A 19505-nucleotide genomic window follows, 5' to 3' on the forward strand; every position below is an offset into this window, starting at 1 on the left:
ATCTATGCGATACATCCGTTACTTATTTCTGGCGACCCTTGCGGTCGTCCTGATTACAGTTGCACTGGCCAATCGCGAGGCTGTGACCCTGAACCTGTTGCCGCAGGAGCTTGCGGGGTTTCTGGGATACAGCTGGTCGATGACCTTGCCGCTGTTCGTGGTCATTTTTGCCAGCGTGATCGCCGGAGTCCTGGTCGGCTTCGTGTGGGAATGGCTGCGCGAACACAAGATCCGCGCGGAAGGCGCGCGCCACCGGAAAGAACGTGATCGTCTGGCCCGCGAGGTGAAGACCCTGCGCGAACCCAAGGCCCGCACGGGCGATGATGTGCTGGCCCTGATCGACGACGCCAAGTGATCTGACGACCATGGGTGCCACTGTCAAAATCTGCGGCCTGTCGGACGCGCAGCATGTGAAGGCTGCTGTGTCGGCAGGGGCGCGCTATTTGGGGTTCGTTTTCTTCCCGAAAAGTCCGCGCAACGTGTCGATAGAACGTGCAGCAAAACTGATGGTGGATGTGCCGGTCGGCGTTGCCAAGGTGGCGCTGGTTGTGAACGCAGATGATGCGTTGCTGGACCGGATCACATCCGAGACACTCGTCGATATGGTGCAACTGCACGGGTCGGAAAGCCCTGAACGCGTGGCTCAGGTCAAGGCGCGCTATGGCCTGCCGGTGATGAAAGCCATCGGCATTGCCGGGCCCGAGGATGTCGCGCAGATCGAACGTTACGCCGGGGTGGCGGATCAGTTGTTGATCGACGCCAAGGCCCCGAAAGGGGCGGACCTGCCTGGTGGCAATGGTATCGCCTTCGACTGGCGGCTGGTGCAGCGCAAATACTGGCCTTGTCCATGGATGCTCGCGGGCGGTTTGGCGCCCGACAACGTGGCCGAGGCGATCCGGCTGACCGGGGCGAAGCAAGTCGATGTCTCGTCAGGGGTTGAATCTGCGCCGGGGATCAAGGATGACAGGCTGATCGCGGCTTTCTGCGCCGCTGCCCACGCTGCGAATTAAGGGAACCACACCCATGCCCAACGACCTTTTCAACAGCTTCATGAACGGCCCCGATGAAAAGGGTCGGTTCGGCGATTTCGGCGGGCGCTTTGTGTCTGAAACGCTGATGCCCCTGATCCTTGATCTTGAAGCCGAATATGAGAACGCAAAGACCGATGACAGTTTCTGGGCCGAGATGCAGCACCTCTGGACCCACTATGTCGGTCGCCCCAGTCCGCTCTACTTCGCCGAAGGGCTGACCAAACATCTGGGCGGCGCCAAGGTTTACATGAAGCGGGACGAGCTGAACCACACCGGCGCGCACAAGATCAACAACGTGTTGGGGCAGATCCTTCTGGCCCGTCGCATGGGCAAGACCCGCATTATTGCCGAAACCGGGGCCGGGCAGCACGGCGTCGCGACGGCCACGGTCTGCGCCAAGTTTGGCCTGAAATGCATCGTCTATATGGGCGCGCATGACGTGCAGCGACAGGCGCCGAACGTGTTCCGTATGCGCCTGTTGGGGGCCGAGGTCATTCCCGTCAGCTCGGGTCGCGGCACACTGAAAGACGCGATGAACGATGCGCTGCGCGATTGGGTGACAAATGTGGCCGACACGTTTTACTGCATCGGCACCGCTGCAGGTCCGCATCCCTATCCCGCCATGGTGCGCGATTTTCAGTCGATCATCGGCAAGGAAGCCAAGGAGCAGATGCAAGCCGCCGAGGGTCGCTTGCCCGACACGGTGATCGCCGCGATCGGGGGTGGGTCGAATGCCATCGGTCTGTTCTATCCGTTCCTTGATGATGACAGTGTGCGCATCATTGGTGTCGAAGCGGGCGGCAAAGGCGTCAATGACGAGATGCAGCACTGTGCCTCGCTGACCGGTGGGCGCCCCGGCGTGCTGCATGGCAATCGGACCTTCCTGTTGCAGGACCAGGATGGGCAGATTCTGGATGGTTATTCGATCTCGGCAGGGCTGGATTATCCGGGCATCGGGCCGGAGCACAGCTGGCTGCACGACATCGGCCGTGCCGAATACGTGGCGATCACCGACAAGGAAGCGTTGGACGCGTTCCAACTGTGCTGCCAGACCGAGGGGATCATTCCCGCGCTGGAACCCTGCCACGCGCTGGCCCATGTGATGAAGATCGCGCCGGACCTGCCGGACGATAACATCATCTGCATGAACATGTGCGGACGGGGCGACAAGGACATCTATACCGTCGCCAAGTATCTGGGTTTTGACATGTCCGACACCGAAGGCCGCGACGCCAACTGACCCGGTCAGTCCAGCGCCGCGGCAATCTTGCGGAACATGGCGATATTGGCATCGTTTACCCCGTCGCCACGGAACCCACGATCAGCACTGTTCAGCGCGATGACAACATCGCGAGACGTGTCGATGAAGATGTATTGCCCATAGATCCCGCGCGCGAAATACTCGCCTGCGGGCGCGTCCGGCGCCATCCACCACTGAAACCCATATCCCTGTTCACCCGCCGCCGTCGGGGCCGAGGGAACGGTCGAAGCCGCCACCCAGTCTGCCGGCACGATCTGTTGCCCATTCCAGCGTCCGTCTTGCAGAAACATCTGCCCGAACCGCGCATAGTCACGCGTGCGCAGGTTCAGCCCACCCAGCACGAAGGCCACTCCGTAGCCGTCGGTGACATAATAGGGGTCCGCCTCGAACCCCATGTGTTGGATGATATGCTGCTCTAGCAACTCAGGAATGGACTGCCCGGTCGCCCCCCGGATCACCATGCCGATCACATGCGTGTCGATCGAGACATATTGCCAGGTCTCGCCCGGCGGTGCGAAGGTTTCGGTCAGCCCGGCGGCAAAATCGTCCATGGACTGCCCCAATGCCAGCACCCGGCCCATCCGGTTGATGTCTGAATTGAAGTCCTGATAATCCTCATTGAAGACGACGCCCGAGGCCATGTTCAGCACGTTGCGGATCGTCGCGCCTTCATAAGCGCTGCCCTTCAGTTCGGGCGCATAAAGATCGACAGGGTCGTCAATCGAGGCAATCGCGCCTTCGGCGACGATGATCCCGGTCAGTGCTGACAGAAAGCTTTTTGCGACCGACCAACTGATCCGGCGATCCTCCGGCCCGGTGCCAAGGTGATAGCTTTCATGCCGCATGGCGCCATCTTTCAGAACGACAAGGGCGGTCACGGACCGATCCTTGATCCAAGCCTCGGCCCCGTCTGGAAGGGTCATCGGCGCGCCTTCGGGAAGAGCGACAGGTTCACCATCGCCGCGTGACATGGTGCGGGTCAGAAACGCCTGATCCATGTTGGAAAAGTTGTGAACGATCTTCTCTTCTGAAAATAATGAGTTGACGGCAAGAAGTCGGCTTAATTCTTCCCGCTTCCAGATCGCCATCGCAGCGGCCAGAACAGCGACGACAAGAAAAGCCTGCAACAGGCGTTTGAAGACGGTATGCATGTGTCCCCCGAAATTTTTAATCAGGGTGCCGTCCAATCGACCCAGCGTCCATGGAAATCGACACGACCAAACGTCAACTTCCGACCCTCGGGCCACAGCGTCAGGGTCAGAAGCGCGCCCTTGTCCAGATGCTCGTCTGCTTCCATCGAAAAATGCGCGACGGGGCCACGTTGCGCGGCGGTTTTGATGGCGTCACGACATCGCGCCTGTGTCTCGCGCGGGAAGTATTGCCACGCGATGGTGTGATAGACCAGCGTCAGGTGATCGGGGGCCGCGCCGATGAGCTGCTGTTCCAACCAGTCGGCGGCGTCGCCGGCATCCACCCGTGCGTCGAGCGCATCAATGACCGCGCGGGTGCGCTGCAATCGCTCGGGCTGGTCCGCCCAAAGATACGAGATCAGGCGCAGGGCATCTTCCGGGTCGCGGGCGTTCATTGGCCTCAGGTCGACGCCCCGGCGCGACAGGATCGTTGGCATCTTGCCGATTGGCAGATCGCCCCGCCAGTCGGGCGTCAGGGTGATCACGGGATCGGGCGGGCCCATCTGGCCACCCGGTAACGCCAGCGCAAATCGGTCCCACATCAGGTTCAGCCCGGCACTCGCGCCCAGTTCATACATGCGGATCGGCAGGTCATACTGCGCGGCCAGCCAATGTCCGGCAGCGATCAGCACAGCGGCCCGGCGCACTTCATTGGTTTGCGGCGGGTTGTCGAGCCATTTGTTCAGAAGCGCGGCGTGATCGGTCAGCGCCCCTTGGATTGCAGCCCACAGGCGGGAATCGTCCGGCGCTGGGTTGGGCGGATACACCGCCTGCAATGCGGGGCAGGCGCCGGTCAGGACCAGCGCGTGCAGCCCCGCCAAAAGGCGCAGAGGCACCGAATGCCCGCGCGGTCCAATGTCACCCGGCCAGTCGAACATCCGGTTCGTCAAGGCCGTGCCGGGCTGGATGTTCTCGGCAAGCAGGTCCAGAACACGCGCGGTGAACGGGGAGTCAAGATGCCTGTTGCTGCCGGCCTGATGACGCAAAGCGTCGCGCAGGCTCATGAAAACTTGTCCATCAGACGTTGCAGAGGGCTTCGGGTCTCCTTGGGCTCAGGGTCGGGTTTCGGGCTGGATGCGGGGTCAACCTTGGCCCCTTCGGATTTCGGTTGCGTGGTCGAGGACCGTGGCGGATTGACCCGCCGCCCAATCGCATTCATGAACTTGCCGCTGTCGCCTTCCGCCAGATCAACGGCCCCATCAGCGCAGCCGCGCAGCACATCGTCCAGCCAGCCCTCATCCGCCTTGGCGAAGTCGCGCAGCACATAAGACGACACGGCGTTCTTGTTGCCGGGGTGCCCGATGCCCATGCGCACACGGGAGTAGTCCGGACCGATATGAGCGTGAATTGACCGCAAGCCATTATGCCCGGCATGCCCGCCGCCCTTTTTCACGCGCACCTTGCCGGGGGCCAGATCCAGTTCGTCGTGAAAGACGATGATGTCATCCGGCGTCAGCTTGTAGAACCGCATCGCCTCGCCCACGGATTGGCCCGACAGGTTCATGAAGGTTTCAGGCTTCAAGAGCAGCACCTTCTCGCGACCCAACCGACCCTCGGATATCGCGCCTTGGAACTTGCCACGCCACGGGGCGAACCCGTGATCTGTTGCGATGTGATCCAGCGCCATGAAGCCGATGTTGTGTCGATTGCCTGCGTATTTGGGGCCGGGGTTTCCCAACCCCACGAACATTTTCATTCTGAACCTTTCCTGCTGGACATGTCGCCTGCGCCTTTGACATGGTGTGGCCCTGTCAAACTAAAGCCCCCCAAACGGGGTTGCAATCACCGCGACGCATCGCGATCGGAGATATCCTTGCCCCGGTATTCGATAGATGGCATCGACCTTCGGATCCCCCGTCATTGCCTGAATGACGGCCTCGACCAGCAGTTGCAGCAGGGCGTTTACGAATGGAAAGAGGTGAACGGGCTGAAGCGGCACCTGAAACAGGGGGATCGGGTGCTCGATCTGGGTGGTGGGGCGGGGTATATCGCCATCCAGGCCGCGCGCATTGTGGGGGCTGCAAATGTCGCCACCGTCGAAGCCAATGCCGACATGGTGAAGGCCATCGAACAGAACCTGGTACTGAACCATGTCGATCAGGTGCGCGTATTGCACGGGGCCGTGGTGGCGGATGCGTTCTCTGGCGACACGGTTGCATTTGACGTCAAGCCCGCCTTCTGGTCCTCGGCGATTGCGTCCGGGCCGCGACAAGGGGCCGTCCGGCGAATGCAGGTGCCCGCGCTCAGGCTCAGCGATCTGATGCAGGCGTTTGAACCCGATCTGGTGATCATGGATGTGGAAGGGGCTGAACGGGATATGGCCCGGCAAGACTGGCCCGAGATGGTGAAGACCGTAATCATGGAAATTCACCCGCAGCTTTATCCGCCAACGGGCATTCGAGAGATCTTCGATGCAATGTCGGTAGCGGATTTCGCCTATATGCCGTGGGGGTCACGCGGCAATCTGGTGGTGTTTCAGCGCCTGCCCGACTGACGGCCGCAAGCGCCTGAACAAAAAAAAAGCGGGCCACACGGGCCCGCTTTTTCGTTGTCCACAGGGACTGTCTTATTCTTCCGACTTCATTTCGGTTGCTTCGACTTCGTCGACCGCAACCTCTTCGGTTTCTTCTTCCTCGTCAGCCGAACGCAGCGAGCTGGGTGCCGAGATGTTGGCGATCACGAAATCGCGGTCAACGGTCGGCTTCACGCCTTTCGGCAGGTCCACGTCCGAAATGTGGATCACGTCGCCGACTTCGCGGCCGGTCAGATCGACAACGATCTGCTCAGGGATTTCACCCGCCAGAACGTTCAGCTCGACTTCTGGGCGCACAACGGTCAGGACGCCGCCTTTTTTCAGGCCAGGGGCCTCTTCTTCGTTTGTGAACTCAACGTGGATGAACAGGCTGATCCGGGTGTTGCGGTGCAGACGCATCAGGTCAAGATGGGTCGGCAGGTCTTTCACGACGTCGCGCTGCACGTTGCGGCAGATGACGCGAACGTCATCATAGCCATCGACCTTCAGGTTCCAAAGTGTAGAAAGGAAACGGCCGGCTTTCAGCTTTTTCAGCAGCTCGTTGAAGGGGAGGTTGATCGGCAGCGGGTCTTCACTGCCACCATACACGATACCCGGTACCAAGCCTTCGCGGCGAGCTTGACGAGCGGCCCCCTTGCCTGTCCCCGTCCGTACCGTGGCCTCAAGATCAGGAATCTGTTTTGCCATGGAAATTCTCCAGTTTGTTGAAGCGGGATTCCTCCAAGGGTGTAAGTCCCGCGGTTGAAGCCGTGCCTATAGAACGGCGAAGGTCAAAAGGAAAGAGGATTCTTGGCCAGTTGGTCCTGTAAAATGGACTGTTCGAGGCGTTTTTGCGCCTTTTCACGCATTGCCTGCTTTTCCTTCCGGATCAGGGTCTCGGTCGCGGAATTGCGCCCGAAGGCCAGACGCGCAGCCTGCACCAGTGGATCGCGCCTGGCGCGGGCGCAGGCAAGCTCGGCGTTCAGTTTCGTCAGCTCCTGGTCAACCCACCGTTGCCACCTGTCGTAATGCCCGCTGGTCAGGGTCAGGGGCACCGCGTCTTCCGACCCGGCGGGTGGGCAGGTATGCCGCCGCTGGCGTAAACCTGAAATGCGGTGTTCCAATATCTGAAGGGCGCGATTGTGGCGGGCAAGCTCGGCCATCGCGGCGTCGTGTTGAAGCGCGGCCAACGCCCCCAGCTGGGTCAGCGGGCTGGTCATGCGCCTGTCCTGAACGCGCCGCGCGCCCGGCTGCGCATCTTTTCGGCAAAGCGGATCGCGGCGGCCACGGCCTTGTAATGATCCGGCGGGATTTCTTCGCCGATCTCGACAGTCGCATGAAGCGCCCGCGCTGTTGGGGGGTCGCTGTGAATGGGAACCCCGTTTTCACTGGCCAGTTCGCGGATGCGCGCTGCAACCTCGTCGACCCCTTTGGCCACGCAGATCGGCGCAGCCCCGGGCATGCGAGACCATTTCAGCGCCACGGCATAATGGGTGGGGTTGACAACGACGACATCTGCGTCGGGCACATCCGCCAGCATCTGGTTCATCGCGATGGCATATCCTTTTTGCCGCCGCTGCCCTTTCATGTGAGGATCGCCTTCATTCTGCTTGATTTCGTCCATGAGATCCTTGTGGGACATGCGGTTCTTGCGCAAGTGTTCATGATACTGCCAGACGTAATCAATACCGCCGATAATGAAGGCGATCAGCAGGACGAGCGCGAAAAACGTGACGCTGAGCTCCAGCAGCACAACGGTGGCCATCCCTGCACTCAGCGTCAGGGTGGATAAGATCTCGGGCAGCTTCACCCAAAGGAAGATGCCCAGAACAAGGGCATAGATTGTCAGTTTTGCGAAGCTCTTGGCAAATTCGAACAAGCCGGAGCGTCCGAACTTGTTCTTCGCATTCGACATAAGCGACAAGCGGCTCAGCTTTGGCTGGAGCTTTTCCGGCGCGACGACGAAACTGCGTGTCGCAATGACAAGCAACAGGACCGCCGCGGCCGGCGCGATGAACCAGGGGGCAAGATACTGGCCCAGTCCGACCAGCAGCGACGCGGAAAACGGGGCGCCGCCACGAAAGACCTGCTCGGCAAGCTGATCGGGCCGCGCCAGCAGCCCGGACAGAAGCGCACCGACCCCCTTCAGGCTGGCCGCCCCCAGCGAAACGGCGATCAGCAGCAGTGCCAGATAGGAGGTGGCGGTGTTCAGATCCGCGGATCGCGCGACCTCGCCCCGCTTGCGCGCATCGTCCAGTTTTTTCTGGGTTGGTTCGTGTTGTTTGCTGTCGTCATCCTCCGTTCCCGACATCACCGGCCTCCGAACGGGTTGGCAAGGGTTGCCTCAAGCGCTGCCTGCCAGACTGGCAACAGAAGCGGCGTGGTCAGAAGCAACAGGATCAGCCCACCTGCGGTGATGGCCGGGGCGCCGACAAAGGCCACCATCAGTTGTGGCATCGCGCGATTGATGACCCCAAGCGCCACATTATAGAGCAAGGACGCAATGACAAAGGGCGCAGCCAGCGAGAACGCCAGCGAAAACGCCTGTGCAATCTGCGTGATCCCCCAATCCGCAAACAGCTGCGGATCGGGAAACTGTCCGACCGGAAAGACGCGATAGGTCATGATCAGGCCGGCCGCCAGTTTGACATGCAGCCCCAGCATCACCGCAAGCGCAAGACCCGCCACCATAAGGACATGTCCGATGGCCGGTTGCGGATCGGCATTTGCCCCGCCCATCAACTGGGCCAGAGAGGTCGACTGCGCCGCGATGCTGCCGGCGATTTGCAGCGCCATGATCATCAGGCGAATGGCGATGCCGAAGCCCAGCCCGATCACCGGCTCGGACACATAGGTCAGCGGTGTCGTGGCCCCCAGATCCGCGCTGACACCGGGCGCGACGATCAAGGTGAACGCGAAAGCCAGGAACAGACGCACCCGCGCGGGCACAGATTTTTCGCCAAAGGCGGGCAGAACGGCCATCGCCGCACCGACCCTCAGAAAAACCACAAGGCCGCCCTGCAATACCAAAACGGCCAGAGCCGATATCTGGTCCAGCGCCGCAATCATGCCGGGATCATCCCCACCAGCGACGGCTTGGCGTCGGTGCCGATCTCTTCAAAAGAGAGGACGGGGTTGGCGATGCCCTTGGCCGACAACACGGTTTTCAGGAACCGCCGCCGCCGGGACGAGGTTACAACCGCAGGATATATGCCGTTTTCGCCCGCCCGCGCGATCTTGTCGGCAACCGAGTTGGCAAGCCGGTTGAACTCTTCCGGAGGCAAGGCCACGTCGCCCCCGTTTTCTCCGTCAAGCTGGTGCGACTGGAATGTGCTTTCCCATTCCGGCGCAAGTTGAACCAGAGGTACCGTTCCGTCATCACGCTTCAGATCCGCAATCAACTGAAACCCCAAACGCTGGCGCACATATTCACAGATGGCGTCCGGCGTGCCGAAGACCGGGCGAGCTTCGGCAATGCTCTCGATGATCAGGGGCAGGTTGCGGATGGAAACCCGTTCGTCCAGAAGCAGACGCAACACCGCGTGAAGCAGGTCGAGCGGCACCTTTTCCGGGACCATTTCCTCCAGCAAACGGCGATTGGCGTCTGCGCGGGTCGCATCCGACAGATTGACAAACTCGTCCAGCAGACGTCGCAAAGCCTTGAACCCGAGAAGCCGCGGGAAGTTGCGTTTCATCACCTCAAGAAGATGGGTGGCCAGAACCTCGGTCGGCGCGATGACCGCGCAACCCGACAAGGCGGCGTCCTCTTGGTCATCAGTGCTGATCCAGCGGGCAGAGGCGCCATAAACAGGCTCTTTCACGTCTTCGCCTTCGGGCAGTTGGTCATCCGGGCCTGACAGGATGACCAGAGCGCGGTGCGGTAGCACCTTGTTGCGCGCCTGCTCGACGCCCTGAATGCGGATCGCGTAGGTGCCCGGGGCAAGGGCGCTGTTGTCGGTCAGCCGGATCTCCGGCAGGATCAATCCGAAGCTGCTGGCAATATGATTTCGTATGCTCGCGATACGCGCGTCCAGCCCCGTCGCCGGGTCCAGAACCATCGAAACCAGGTCGGGCGCAAATTCGACATGAATGTCATCCAGATCAAGGATGTCGCCCAGGCTTTCGGTCTGCGCGGGGCTGTCGGCTTCGGGGGCAGGGGATGTGGCTTTGCGTGCGTTTTCAAGCTGTATTTGGTGTCCTTTCCAACCCGCCGCACCAAGGGCAATCGAACCCAGAATGAACGGCACGAAGGGCAGGCCCGGCACCAGCCCGAACAGCGCCATCAGAACCGCCACCGTGATCAGGGCGGAAGGGTATTTCCCCAGTTGCGAGAACAGGGCGAGATCCGTGGATCCCGATGTCCCGCCACGCGCCAGAAGCAGCGCCGATGCGATCGAGATGACCACGGCTGGAATTTGCGTGACCAACCCGTCGCCAACGGTCAGGATCGCATAGGTCTGAAAGGCGTGGGCTATCTTCATATCATGCACCACCACACCGATCACCAGCCCCATGACCAGGTTCAGGAATGTGATCAGCAGCCCGGCGACCGCGTCACCTTTCACGAATTTCGATGCGCCATCGAGCGAGCCGAAGAAGGTGGTTTCGGCCTGTTCCCGTTCGCGCCGGGCCTTGGCTTCGGCGTGGTCGATTGCACCTGCCGACATATCGCTGTCGATGGCCAACTGCTTGCCCGGCATCCCGTCCAGCGCAAAACGCGCGCCGACCTCGGCCATACGTGCTGCGCCCTTGGTGATGACGATAAAATTGACGATCAACAACACGCAGAACACCACCAGGCCCAGCAGGATGCTGCCGCCCATCACGAAACTGGCAAACCCTTCGATCACGCTGCCTGCTGCCGAGGTGCCAGTGTGCCCCTGCCCGATGATCAGCTTGGTGGAGGAAACATTCAACGACAAGCGCAACATCAGCGACGCCAGAAGCACCGTCGGGAAGGCCGAAAAATCCAACGGTCGTTCGATGAACAGGGTGACCGTGAACATCAGGATCGCCAGTGCGAATGAGGCGGCAAGCCCGACGTCCAGCACCCAGGCGGGCATTGGCAGGATCATCATGACGATGATCGCCATCAGGGCCAGCGCCAACAGGATAGTGGGGCGAAAGATGTCCTTTATCGGCGGCATTGGATGTGGTTTTCGACGGTCGTGGAGCGCATGCGGCGTCGCGTTGACGTGGATCGTGCGCCTCTGTTCTTCGAGGTTGGATTACTGTGGATTCGCCGCGTTCGGTCGATGTAATGAAATACGCCACAGCTGCGCATAGTCATGACAGGTGCGCCATCTGGCGACCATTGGCACAGCGAACCGCACGGGCTGATCTTTGGCTTTGGCAAAGGAAGATTCGACGTGCACATTGAGGGGCAGATCCTGGATTGCTCTGCCCCTCAACCTATCGGGCCATGCTTAACAAGCCGTAACCATCTGGTTTTTTAGGAGGTCGGCGCGGGGTTCAGGACGAGGTCGATGTTTGCACGGATCGCCTTGCTGCCCTCGATCAGTTTGTCATAGGCCTCAAGCGAGATTTCATTCCCTGAACCATCGGAAAGAACAGGTGCCGGAGGGGCTGTCGGGGCATCTGGTTCGGTCATCTGCCCCGTCGCCCGCAAGGCAGATTTGCGCAGGCTTTGCGCGGTTTCACCGTTCAGGCCGCTCAGATAACCCAGCGCGACCTTCGCCTGCCCGTTTTGCAGGGCCGCGCGCGCAATCAGAACGCGCGCTGCCCGACCGGGAGGAGCGGGCTGGTTGGTCAGCATGTCTTTGGCCGCCGACGCAAAACCCAGATCAAGCAAGCGAGTCGCGATCAGGATCCGGGTGTCTTCGCTGGCATCCGGCCAAAACGGTTGCCCAATGACATGACGTAGAAATGTGCTGTCGGCGGCGGATTTGGCCAAAGCCCTGCCAAACTCGTTCACGATCAGCACATGTCGGTCGTCGCCACGATCCGGAAACGAGTCGAAATTACGCAGTTTCACGCGGGCGTCGGTGAAGCGGGACATATGGATCAGCGCCCGCACCTCGGCGATGGCAAGGTCGCTTCCCCGGCCTGCGGCCCCGTGTTCGTGGGCAAGAGAGCTAAGCAGTTCCAGCGTCCGCTCTGGTATGCCAGATTGCGTTGCGATGTGGTTTTCAATCAACAAAAGGATGGCGTCGATGGCATCGTGATCGTCGGCGTCGACGATCTCTGCCAACTGGTTGCGGCCCTGCGGTTCTTGCCCGGTTTCGAGCTTCAACTGGGCGTCGGCCAGCGTAACCGCGTTGGCCGTTTGGTCCGATCCGCGCTGCGTGATGCGATTTAGCTCCATTGACGTATCAGTGTCCCCGATGGCCAGAAATTTGCGCATCACCATCGGGCCCAGATGAAGGCGCAGGTGACGCGGCAGTGACGAGAAGGCGGCGATCACCGCGGCGGTGTTGATGGGTTGGTCACGGGGCAGGCGAGGCTGAGCCAGGACGGCCCAGAGGGCCACCGAACCTTCGCAGGCCAGTTGCGTCGACATGCGCGCGTGGTCTGCCGTGACGCCGGTTTCAATAATCTCGGCCATCAAGCGTAAATCCGCATCATCGGGCAGAATGCCTCGGTACCGATCCAGATAGGACAAGACTTCGGCTCCGAACGTCAGGTGGAGCTGATGCTGGATATAGGCGCGGAACCGGGTCGGGTCCAACCTATCCAGCTCTGTCATCAAACTGGCGCGATAGACAGCGAAATCGAGCGGTCCTTCGTCGCCGCGCCCCCAGTCGCCGATGGCAAACGTGGAGGACGCCAAGCACGCCGCGCCATCGCCGAAAGTCTCGGTTGAAGTGGCTGCATTCACGCGGTCGCGGTCCACGGATGTCTGAACGCGGATATGGTCGGCTGGGGTGGGCGGTTTGGTCCGCGCTGTCGGCGGGGGGTGTGTGGCGGGCTCTGCCCTGCGCGTCTGTGACGCCGTCTCAACCTCGGCCGGGGGAAGCGGCGACGGGGCATCGACAAGCCCTTGCGAAGCCGCGCGGGCAAGCTGCGTCAGCAAGTCTTTTTCGTTCAGTGGAAGGGGACTGGTGGCCTCGGACACAGTGAGGCTTGTGGTAGCTTTGGTAGCCTCTTGTGTCTCGGGCTCGGGTAGGACCAGAGGATTGTCCGTCCCGGTTCGGACCGCAATCGGAAGCCCACGCCGGGCGTCACGTGCGTTGGTGACACTGCCCGGATAGGGGCGTTCCGCATCCGATTTTCCGGTCTGGGCAGAGGGCGTTTCAGGACGCGCGGGCGTATCAACAATATCAATCACAAACTGCCCGGTGGGCAGGGTTTGGGTGACGACATCGCAAGGGCAAGCGACGACGATGTTCAGAACACCTTCCCCGGGCGACGTCAAATTCTGGATGCGATCGCGCGGGATCATGTCGAACACGCCCTGCGTCGTAAACCGGTCCGCCCTGTCTCCCGATGTAAACCGAAACCCGTCCGCATGACGCGTTAAAACCGGACTGTCGGCCGGGGTTGTATAGACCACGAGTCGCGAGAACCGGTCGTGCTCTCCGGCCTTGACGGTGATGTCACGTGCGGACAAGCTGGCGGGCCAACAGATCAGCAGGAAACATATTGCCGTCCATAACCGCATCAGGCCACCTGCTTGACCTCTTTCAAGGCCTCTTCAAGCTCGGTAAAACTGGGACGATGGTGTCCGGGTGTATTCTGACGGCCGACCTCGATGCAAATATTAACCGAGTGATTGTAGAGATTGGCCACCAGCACCTCGCGGATCAGCTGATAGAAATGGGCATCTTCTTCCACCACGGTTTTGACCTTGGCCGAAAAGGGCCCGACCAAACCATAGGCCAGAAATACGCCCAGAAATGTCCCGACCAAGGCGCCACCAATCATTTTGCCAAGAATTTCAGGAGGTTGATCAATCGAACCCATGGTCTTGATCACACCCAGAACCGCAGCCACAATGCCCAGTGCAGGCAAGCCGTCGGCCACCGTTTGCAGCGCGTGGCTGGAATGGAGCGCATGGTGCAGGTTGGCCTCCATCCGTTTTTCCAGAACCTCTTCGACCTGGTGGGGGTCATCATAGTTCATGCTGGCCGATCGCAAAGTGTCGCAAATCAGGTCAACCGCCTCGCGATCTGCGAGGATTTTGGGGTAGCGCCCGAAAACAGGGCTGTCTTGCGGGTTTTCCACATGCTCTTCCAGAGCGACGGCGTTCTGCCGGGCCTGTCGGATGAGCTCGAACAGAAGGCAAAGCAAGTCGCGGTAATCGTCTGGCTGCCATTTCGGCCCTTTGAAGACCTTGCCGATGTCCTTCATCGTATGCTTGATCGCCGCCATGTCGTTTGAGATCACGAACGCACCCGCCGCCGCGCCGCCAATCATGGTAAATTCGAAGGGCAGGGATTTCAGGATGATGCCCATCTTGCCGCCGGCGGCCAGATAGCCGCCGAACACCATCACGAAGATCAACGCGATACCAACAAATCCGATCATCCTGAGCCTCTTGCACTGGTCACATTGCGGGTCATATCTTCATCGCAGACATGGGTTAACAAACCACCGACATTCCCTAATTTGTCGGCGCGTCCGAATTGCGGCCTGCAAATACGACACTGATGGCATAGGCCGTTTGCGGATCGAGTCCCGCCATGATCTGCGCGGCGATGGGTGGTTTCATGCGCGACAGGAAACCTGCCGCAAATTCCGGATCCATCGTTTCGAACAAGGGGATCGCCTGTTTGGGCTTCATGTTCTCGTACAGGGCGGTGAGGCGTGCCAGATCATCCGAAGCGGCGGTCCGGGCCGCAGACATGGTTGACGCCAGCGCGGTTTCCGCCGCCACCAATGCCTGCATTTGCGCGTCGAGCCTGCCTTCGGCATCAGCCAGGGTTTTTAACCGTTCTTCCAATGCGTTTTCGTTTTCGACAAGCGCAGCTTCGCGGGTTCGCAGGGCCGTCAGCACCGCTTCTATATCGGCTTCTGTTGTGCAGGCAGTACGGTCGCCCGGGCTGGCCGATGTGCCGCGCAGCAGGTTCGTCACATCTTCGGCAATCGCCATGCCGAACCCCCCCAGCCGCATCAACCCTGATGCGCCAAGTAGAAGCGCCAGCGTCAACAGGATATGCCGGCTGGTGGCACGGCGGCGAGATTTTCGGTTTGCCCGCGCCCGTTTCATTCTGCTGCCCTCATCATGCGATGGCTTACAAAGACAGGGGCCGCGTCGCGGGTTTGCGTTGCCGGGGGATGTGCGTCCTCATCCAAATGCAGCGATCCGGTGTCCGCTCGTTCAACTCGGTCCGGTATATCCGGGTGGGCATGATCTGGAAGATCATGCAGGCTCGCCATCATCAGTTCCAGTTTCTGCGCGGATGCTTCGGCCCGTTTGGTCAGATCCGTCAGCACTTCGGCGCTTGTGCCCGCGGCATCGCGCGCACTGTTCAGCATGGTGGTCATGTCGTCGACTTGCGCCGACAACACCGCAACGGCGCCGCCCATCCCGTTTTGCAGATTGTTGAAACGACGCAGCCGCCGCGAGAGCACCATGCAATAGATTGCAGCGCCAATGGCACCGATGCCCAGCATGATGTCAGCCAGAAAGTCCATGCTCATGCCTCCTTGTCAGTTGAGGACGAATTCGAGAATCAGAAGGTCACGCACCCGACCTTCGCCAGTGACCAGTTGAATGCGCCGCAACATTTGTGCCCGCAGTTCGATCAGTGCAGTGGGATCTTCGAGCACCTTGACGTCGACCGCGCGAAGATACCCGTTCAACACGTCAATCACGCGCGGCACCAGGTGGCTGACATCCGTTTCATGGCCCGGCACCACTTCAAGCGAGCCGCGAAACCGCAGGTGGCGGCTATTGCCCGAACCGCCCAGCGAAATGACCAGGGGGTCCAGTTCGACAAAGGCCACTGCGGGAAGGTCGGCGATGACGGCGGCCGGCTCTTCCGGCGGGATATTGGGGTCCGCCCCGCCAATCAAACCGGAATAGGTGGCGAAAAAACCACCGCCCCCCAGGGTCGCTGCCAGAACAACGCCAAACAACAAGCCTTTTCTGGATTTCTGCTCTGCCGGTGCATCAGGCGCCCCGGATGTCATGTCTGTGTCTGTCATCTGGCCATCCAAAAAAATCTGTTCGATTCGTTATAAGCCGTTGCGCACTAACCAAATGTTAAGGGCGATCGGGGAAGACTGCAGATGTGACGGGGGCAGAAGCCCGCTCGGTAAAAGGAGTTGCGTCTTGCAGCAGATCGCCTCGATATGGGCCAGCCTGGATATGCGGAAACGCATCATTGTGGTGGCGTCGACACTTGCGATGTTCATTGCGGTCATCGGTTTGTCGCGGATGGCAACGTCGACCCAGATGACGCTGCTTTATGCCGGGCTGGAAAGCGGCGCGGCAGGGGATGTCGTCAAGGCGCTTGAGGCGCGCGGCGTGGCTTATGATATCCGTGGAGGTTCGATTTTTGTCGACACCACGCAGCGTGACGGTTTGCGCATGACGCTCGCCAGCGAAGGGCTGCCCGCCAACGGCGGCAAGGGGTATGAGCTTCTGGATGGTCTGAGCGGATTTGGCACCACATCGCAAATGTTCGATGCGGCCTATTGGCGTGCGAAAGAGGGCGAATTGGCGCGCACGATCGTGGCCAGTCCGCTGATTCAGAACGCCCGCGTTCATATCGCCAACACCTCGACCCAGATGTTTCGTCAACGCAACGAGCCGTCGGCTTCGGTCACGGTGACGACCGCCAGTGGCGCACTTCCCGGCGCGCAGGCAAAGGCGCTGAAGTTCCTGGTGGCTTCGGCGGTGCCGGGTCTGTTGCCGGAACGTGTATCGATCATCGACAGTCGGGGTGGATTGATCGCCGGCGGGGACGAGTTGCCGGATATGCCCGGTCATGCATCAGATCGCGCGCTGACCCTGAAACAGAATGTGGAACGACTGCTTGAGGCGCGTGTGGGCTTCGGCAATGCGGTGGTCGAGCTGAATCTCGAGACGGTGACGGAACAGGAAATGCTGCGTGAACGACGGTTTGATCCCGAGGCGCGGGTTGCCGTTTCAACCGATACGCTTGAAACATCCAACTCGGCCAAGGATAGCGATGGTGCCGGTGTGACCGTGGCGTCAAACCTGCCTGATGGGGATGTGGCGGCAGGGGGCAATTCGTCGTCCAACACGTCCGAGACTCGCGAACGTATCAACTATGAAGTGTCAGAAACCACACGGGAAATCGTCACTGCCCCGGGTGCTGTCAAGCGGCTGACGGTCGCGGTCCTGATCGACGGGATTCGGACAACAGACGATGCCGGGAACGAGGTCTGGACCGCCCGGAGCGACGAGGAGATAAGCAGCTTGCGCGAACTGGTTGCAGGCGCTGTCGGTTTCAACGAAGCGCGCGGCGATCAGATCACCATCAAGTCGCTGGAGTTTGAACCCGCCCTGCCGGTAGGCAGTGCGCCGTCGGGCGGGTTTTTGTCCGGCTTGGCCGTCGATGTGATGTCGCTGGTGAAGATCGCGGTGCTTGCGGTCGTGACACTGGTGCTCGGGCTGTTTGTGCTGCGCCCGATCCTGGCGACCCGCGGCGATGATTCTGCGGCAGAGGCGAGCGAAACATCGGGTGCCACCGCCCTTGTGCCGCCGCAGGCCTCGACACAGGTGGCCGCTGATACGCCCGCCCTGCCTGCGGTGGTCGACACCCCCGCAACGGGCGAGATCATGTTGTCGGACACGCCGGATGGGACAGAGCCTGACCCGGTCCAACGGCTTCGCAATCTGATTGCAGAGCGGCAGTCTGACACTGTCGAAATCCTGCGCGGATGGATGGAAGACGATGAAGAGGTGGTGCGATGAACAAGCCACTTGCCCTTGAGGATTTCACGCAATCCGCCAAGTCCGCCAACCACGCGGGTCCACGCCCCGTTGCCGATGAAGAGTTGGAGCGGATCCGTCTGACCGCCTATGAGGCCGGGTACAGTGCAGGGTGGGACGATGCCGTCAAGGAAGCCGATGGCGACAAGGATCGCATCGAAGCAGAGTTTGCGCGCAATCTGGAAGATCTTGGTTTCACGTTTCACGAGGCGCGCAGCCATGTTCTGGGGTCGCTTGAGCCGCTGCTGCACGCCATGGTCGACACCTTGTTGCCCGAAGTGATGCGGGATGCGTTGGGGCAGGTGATCAACGATGAAATCATGCCGCTGGCCGCGCAGGCCGCGGACACCCCGATCGAACTGCGCGTTTCTTCAGGCAGCCGCAAGGTGCTGAATCAACTGATGGACCGCGTAAACACGACCCCGTTGCAGGTGTTTGAAGACGACACTCTGCCCGAAGGTCAGGTGTTCCTGCGGTCGTCTTCCTCCGAGCGGTGCATTGATCTGACCTCGGCACTGGCACGGATCAAAAATGCGGTGACTGCGCTGTATGACATCAACGAGAAGGCATTTGAACATGGCTGACGCTCCGACCCCGACCGACACTGGCGCCCCTGCCAACCCGTTCGTGCAGGTTCCGATCGAGATCACGATCTCGGTCGGACGCGCACGTCCCACCGTGAAAGAGCTTTTACAACTGACGCAGGACACCGTCTTGCCGCTGGACAAGCGCATCGAGGACCCGGTCGAGCTGTATGTCGGCGACAAGCTGATCGCGCGCGGTGAGCTGGAAGAGATGGAAGGCGACCCGCAAGGGCGTCTGGCCGTCCGCCTGACCGAAGTCGCCGATCTGAAATCCGGCCTGTGACCCCGGAAATGTCACGATCCGGTGTCAACATCCTCAGAGGAGGCCTCGCCATCCTTGTAACGGTCGCGATCTTGTGGATCGGCACGACCGGTGCGGCCATGGCGCAGGACATCACCCTGTCGCTTGGCGAAGACGGCTCGCTGGCGACCCGCACCATTCAGGTGTTCGTGCTTGTCACATTGTTGAGCCTGGTGCCGGGGCTTGCCATCATGGTGACCTGCTTTCCGTTCATCGTGACGGTGCTGTCCATTTTGCGTCAGGCAATCGGCTTGCAGCAATCGCCCCCGAACATGCTGATCGTCAGCCTTGCGCTGTTTCTGACCTATTTCATCATGGAGCCGGTTTTCGTCGAGGCCTGGGCGCAAGGAGGCAAGCCGTTTTCGGACGGCGCGCTGGAGCTTGAGCCGGCCTTTCTGGCCGCGATTGATCCGTTTCGCGTGTTCATGGCGGCCCGGATCGACCCGGAAACCTTCGCGAATCTGGCCGATCTGCGTGCGCAAACGGCGGAGATTGCCATCGGCGGGGATGCCCCGCTGTCCCTTCTGGTGCCGTCATTCCTGCTGTCCGAGATCGAGCGGGCGTTCCAGATCGGGTTCCTTGTGTTTTTGCCGTTTCTGGTGATCGATCTGGTGGTCGCCGCCATCCTGATGTCGATGGGCATGATGATGGTGCCGCCCGCGATCGTATCCCTGCCGTTCAAGCTGGCGTTCTTCGTGGTCGCGGATGGCTGGACACTGGTTTCCGGGGCGTTGGTGCGCAGCTATTTCTGACGCCGACC

21 protein-coding genes are annotated in these 19505 nt (G+C 60.7%); 8 read left to right on the top strand and 13 right to left on the bottom strand.

The genetic code is table 11. The features are described from left to right. Nucleotides 1-4 precede the first annotated feature (4 nt). From IE188_RS08925 to trpB, 3 genes are read left to right on the top strand one after another with little or no spacing between them, the layout of a single operon-like run. Nucleotides 5-355, top strand: coding sequence for a LapA family protein (locus IE188_RS08925; protein WP_191286137.1), 351 nt, complete (start codon nt 5-7; stop codon nt 353-355). A gap of 10 nt (nt 356-365) precedes the next feature. Continuing rightward, nucleotides 366-1010: a phosphoribosylanthranilate isomerase gene (locus tag IE188_RS08930; RefSeq protein ID WP_191286138.1), complete on the top strand. Its 645-nt coding sequence runs from the start codon at nt 366-368 to the stop codon at nt 1008-1010. Between the two features lie 13 nt (nt 1011-1023). Further along, entirely contained in the window at nt 1024-2271 is a 1248-nt protein-coding gene (gene trpB, locus IE188_RS08935) for a tryptophan synthase subunit beta (protein WP_191286139.1), read from the top strand. Nucleotides 2272-2276: 5 nt separating this feature from the next. Here trpB and IE188_RS08940 read toward each other — a convergent pair whose 3' ends face one another. Genes IE188_RS08940 through pth form a run of 3 tightly spaced genes read right to left on the bottom strand, consistent with a single transcriptional unit; the run spans nt 2277 to nt 5178 of the window. Continuing rightward, nucleotides 2277-3443, bottom strand: coding sequence for a serine hydrolase domain-containing protein (locus tag IE188_RS08940; RefSeq protein ID WP_191286140.1), 1167 nt, complete (start codon nt 3441-3443; stop codon nt 2277-2279). Nucleotides 3444-3463: 20 nt separating this feature from the next. After that, nucleotides 3464-4486: a DUF2332 domain-containing protein gene (locus IE188_RS08945; protein ID WP_191286141.1), complete on the bottom strand. Its 1023-nt coding sequence runs from the start codon at nt 4484-4486 to the stop codon at nt 3464-3466. After that, nucleotides 4483-5178: an aminoacyl-tRNA hydrolase gene (gene pth, locus IE188_RS08950; RefSeq protein ID WP_191286142.1), complete on the bottom strand. Its 696-nt coding sequence runs from the start codon at nt 5176-5178 to the stop codon at nt 4483-4485. The genes IE188_RS08945 and pth overlap by 4 nt, the downstream gene beginning before the upstream one ends. Before the next feature lie 117 nt (nt 5179-5295). On the opposite strand from pth, the gene IE188_RS08955 reads away from it, so the two are divergent. Continuing rightward, on the top strand, nt 5296-5976 hold the full coding sequence (locus IE188_RS08955) for an FkbM family methyltransferase (protein ID WP_191286143.1): 681 nt from the start codon (nt 5296-5298) through the stop codon (nt 5974-5976). Between the two features lie 72 nt (nt 5977-6048). Here the strand turns inward: IE188_RS08955 and IE188_RS08960 are convergent, their stop codons facing one another. From IE188_RS08960 to IE188_RS09005, 10 genes are all read right to left on the bottom strand, one after another. Next, on the bottom strand, nt 6049-6702 hold the full coding sequence (locus IE188_RS08960; RefSeq protein ID WP_191286144.1) for a 50S ribosomal protein L25/general stress protein Ctc: 654 nt from the start codon (nt 6700-6702) through the stop codon (nt 6049-6051). A gap of 83 nt (nt 6703-6785) precedes the next feature. Next, nucleotides 6786-7214, bottom strand: coding sequence for a hypothetical protein (locus IE188_RS08965; protein ID WP_191286145.1), 429 nt, complete (start codon nt 7212-7214; stop codon nt 6786-6788). Next, nucleotides 7211-8305 carry an EscU/YscU/HrcU family type III secretion system export apparatus switch protein gene (locus IE188_RS08970; RefSeq protein ID WP_191286146.1) on the bottom strand — a complete coding sequence of 365 codons (1095 nt, stop codon included), beginning with the start codon at nt 8303-8305 and terminating at the stop codon, nt 7211-7213. The genes IE188_RS08965 and IE188_RS08970 overlap by 4 nt, the downstream gene beginning before the upstream one ends. Beyond that, the gene (locus IE188_RS08975) at nt 8305-9063 is read right to left on the bottom strand and encodes a flagellar biosynthetic protein FliR (RefSeq protein ID WP_191286147.1); all 759 of its coding nucleotides are present in this window, start codon (nt 9061-9063) and stop codon (nt 8305-8307) included. Before IE188_RS08975 ends, IE188_RS08970 begins: the two co-directional genes overlap by 1 nt. After that, a complete protein-coding gene (gene flhA, locus IE188_RS08980) occupies nt 9060-11141 on the bottom strand; it encodes a flagellar biosynthesis protein FlhA (RefSeq protein WP_191286148.1) in 2082 nt (693 codons plus the stop codon). Before flhA ends, IE188_RS08975 begins: the two co-directional genes overlap by 4 nt. A gap of 305 nt (nt 11142-11446) precedes the next feature. Beyond that, on the bottom strand, nt 11447-13615 hold the full coding sequence (locus IE188_RS08985; RefSeq protein ID WP_191286149.1) for a hypothetical protein: 2169 nt from the start codon (nt 13613-13615) through the stop codon (nt 11447-11449). Next, complete coding sequence (gene motA, locus IE188_RS08990) at nt 13615-14481, bottom strand: flagellar motor stator protein MotA (protein ID WP_191286150.1); 867 nt, start codon at nt 14479-14481, stop codon at nt 13615-13617. Before motA ends, IE188_RS08985 begins: the two co-directional genes overlap by 1 nt. A 76-nt stretch (nt 14482-14557) precedes the next feature. Next, entirely contained in the window at nt 14558-15163 is a 606-nt protein-coding gene (locus IE188_RS08995) for a MotE family protein (RefSeq protein WP_191286151.1), read from the bottom strand. Then, nucleotides 15160-15591 (bottom strand): hypothetical protein, encoded by a 432-nt coding sequence (locus tag IE188_RS09000; protein WP_191286152.1) that lies wholly within the window; start codon nt 15589-15591, stop codon nt 15160-15162. Before IE188_RS09000 ends, IE188_RS08995 begins: the two co-directional genes overlap by 4 nt. A gap of 15 nt (nt 15592-15606) precedes the next feature. Next, the gene (locus IE188_RS09005) at nt 15607-16104 is read right to left on the bottom strand and encodes a flagellar basal body-associated FliL family protein (protein ID WP_407648219.1); all 498 of its coding nucleotides are present in this window, start codon (nt 16102-16104) and stop codon (nt 15607-15609) included. 127 nt (nt 16105-16231) lie between these two features. Here IE188_RS09005 and fliF point away from each other — a divergent pair, with 127 nt between their 5' ends. The 4 genes from fliF to fliP are packed head-to-tail and all read left to right on the top strand — an operon-like array spanning nt 16232 to nt 19497. Further along, nucleotides 16232-17842 carry a flagellar basal-body MS-ring/collar protein FliF gene (gene fliF / locus IE188_RS09010; RefSeq protein ID WP_191286153.1) on the top strand — a complete coding sequence of 537 codons (1611 nt, stop codon included), beginning with the start codon at nt 16232-16234 and terminating at the stop codon, nt 17840-17842. After that, complete coding sequence (locus tag IE188_RS09015) at nt 17839-18444, top strand: FliH/SctL family protein (RefSeq protein ID WP_191286154.1); 606 nt, start codon at nt 17839-17841, stop codon at nt 18442-18444. The genes fliF and IE188_RS09015 overlap by 4 nt, the downstream gene beginning before the upstream one ends. Next, the gene (locus IE188_RS09020; RefSeq protein WP_191286155.1) at nt 18437-18727 is read left to right on the top strand and encodes a FliM/FliN family flagellar motor switch protein; all 291 of its coding nucleotides are present in this window, start codon (nt 18437-18439) and stop codon (nt 18725-18727) included. Before IE188_RS09015 ends, IE188_RS09020 begins: the two co-directional genes overlap by 8 nt. An 8-nt stretch (nt 18728-18735) precedes the next feature. Then, nucleotides 18736-19497, top strand: coding sequence for a flagellar type III secretion system pore protein FliP (fliP, locus tag IE188_RS09025; protein WP_191286156.1), 762 nt, complete (start codon nt 18736-18738; stop codon nt 19495-19497). Nucleotides 19498-19505: the final 8 nt, after the last annotated feature.

The sequence above is a fragment of the Aliiroseovarius zhejiangensis genome (assembly GCF_014656375.1).
Lineage (GTDB): Bacteria > Pseudomonadota > Alphaproteobacteria > Rhodobacterales > Rhodobacteraceae > Aliiroseovarius > Aliiroseovarius zhejiangensis.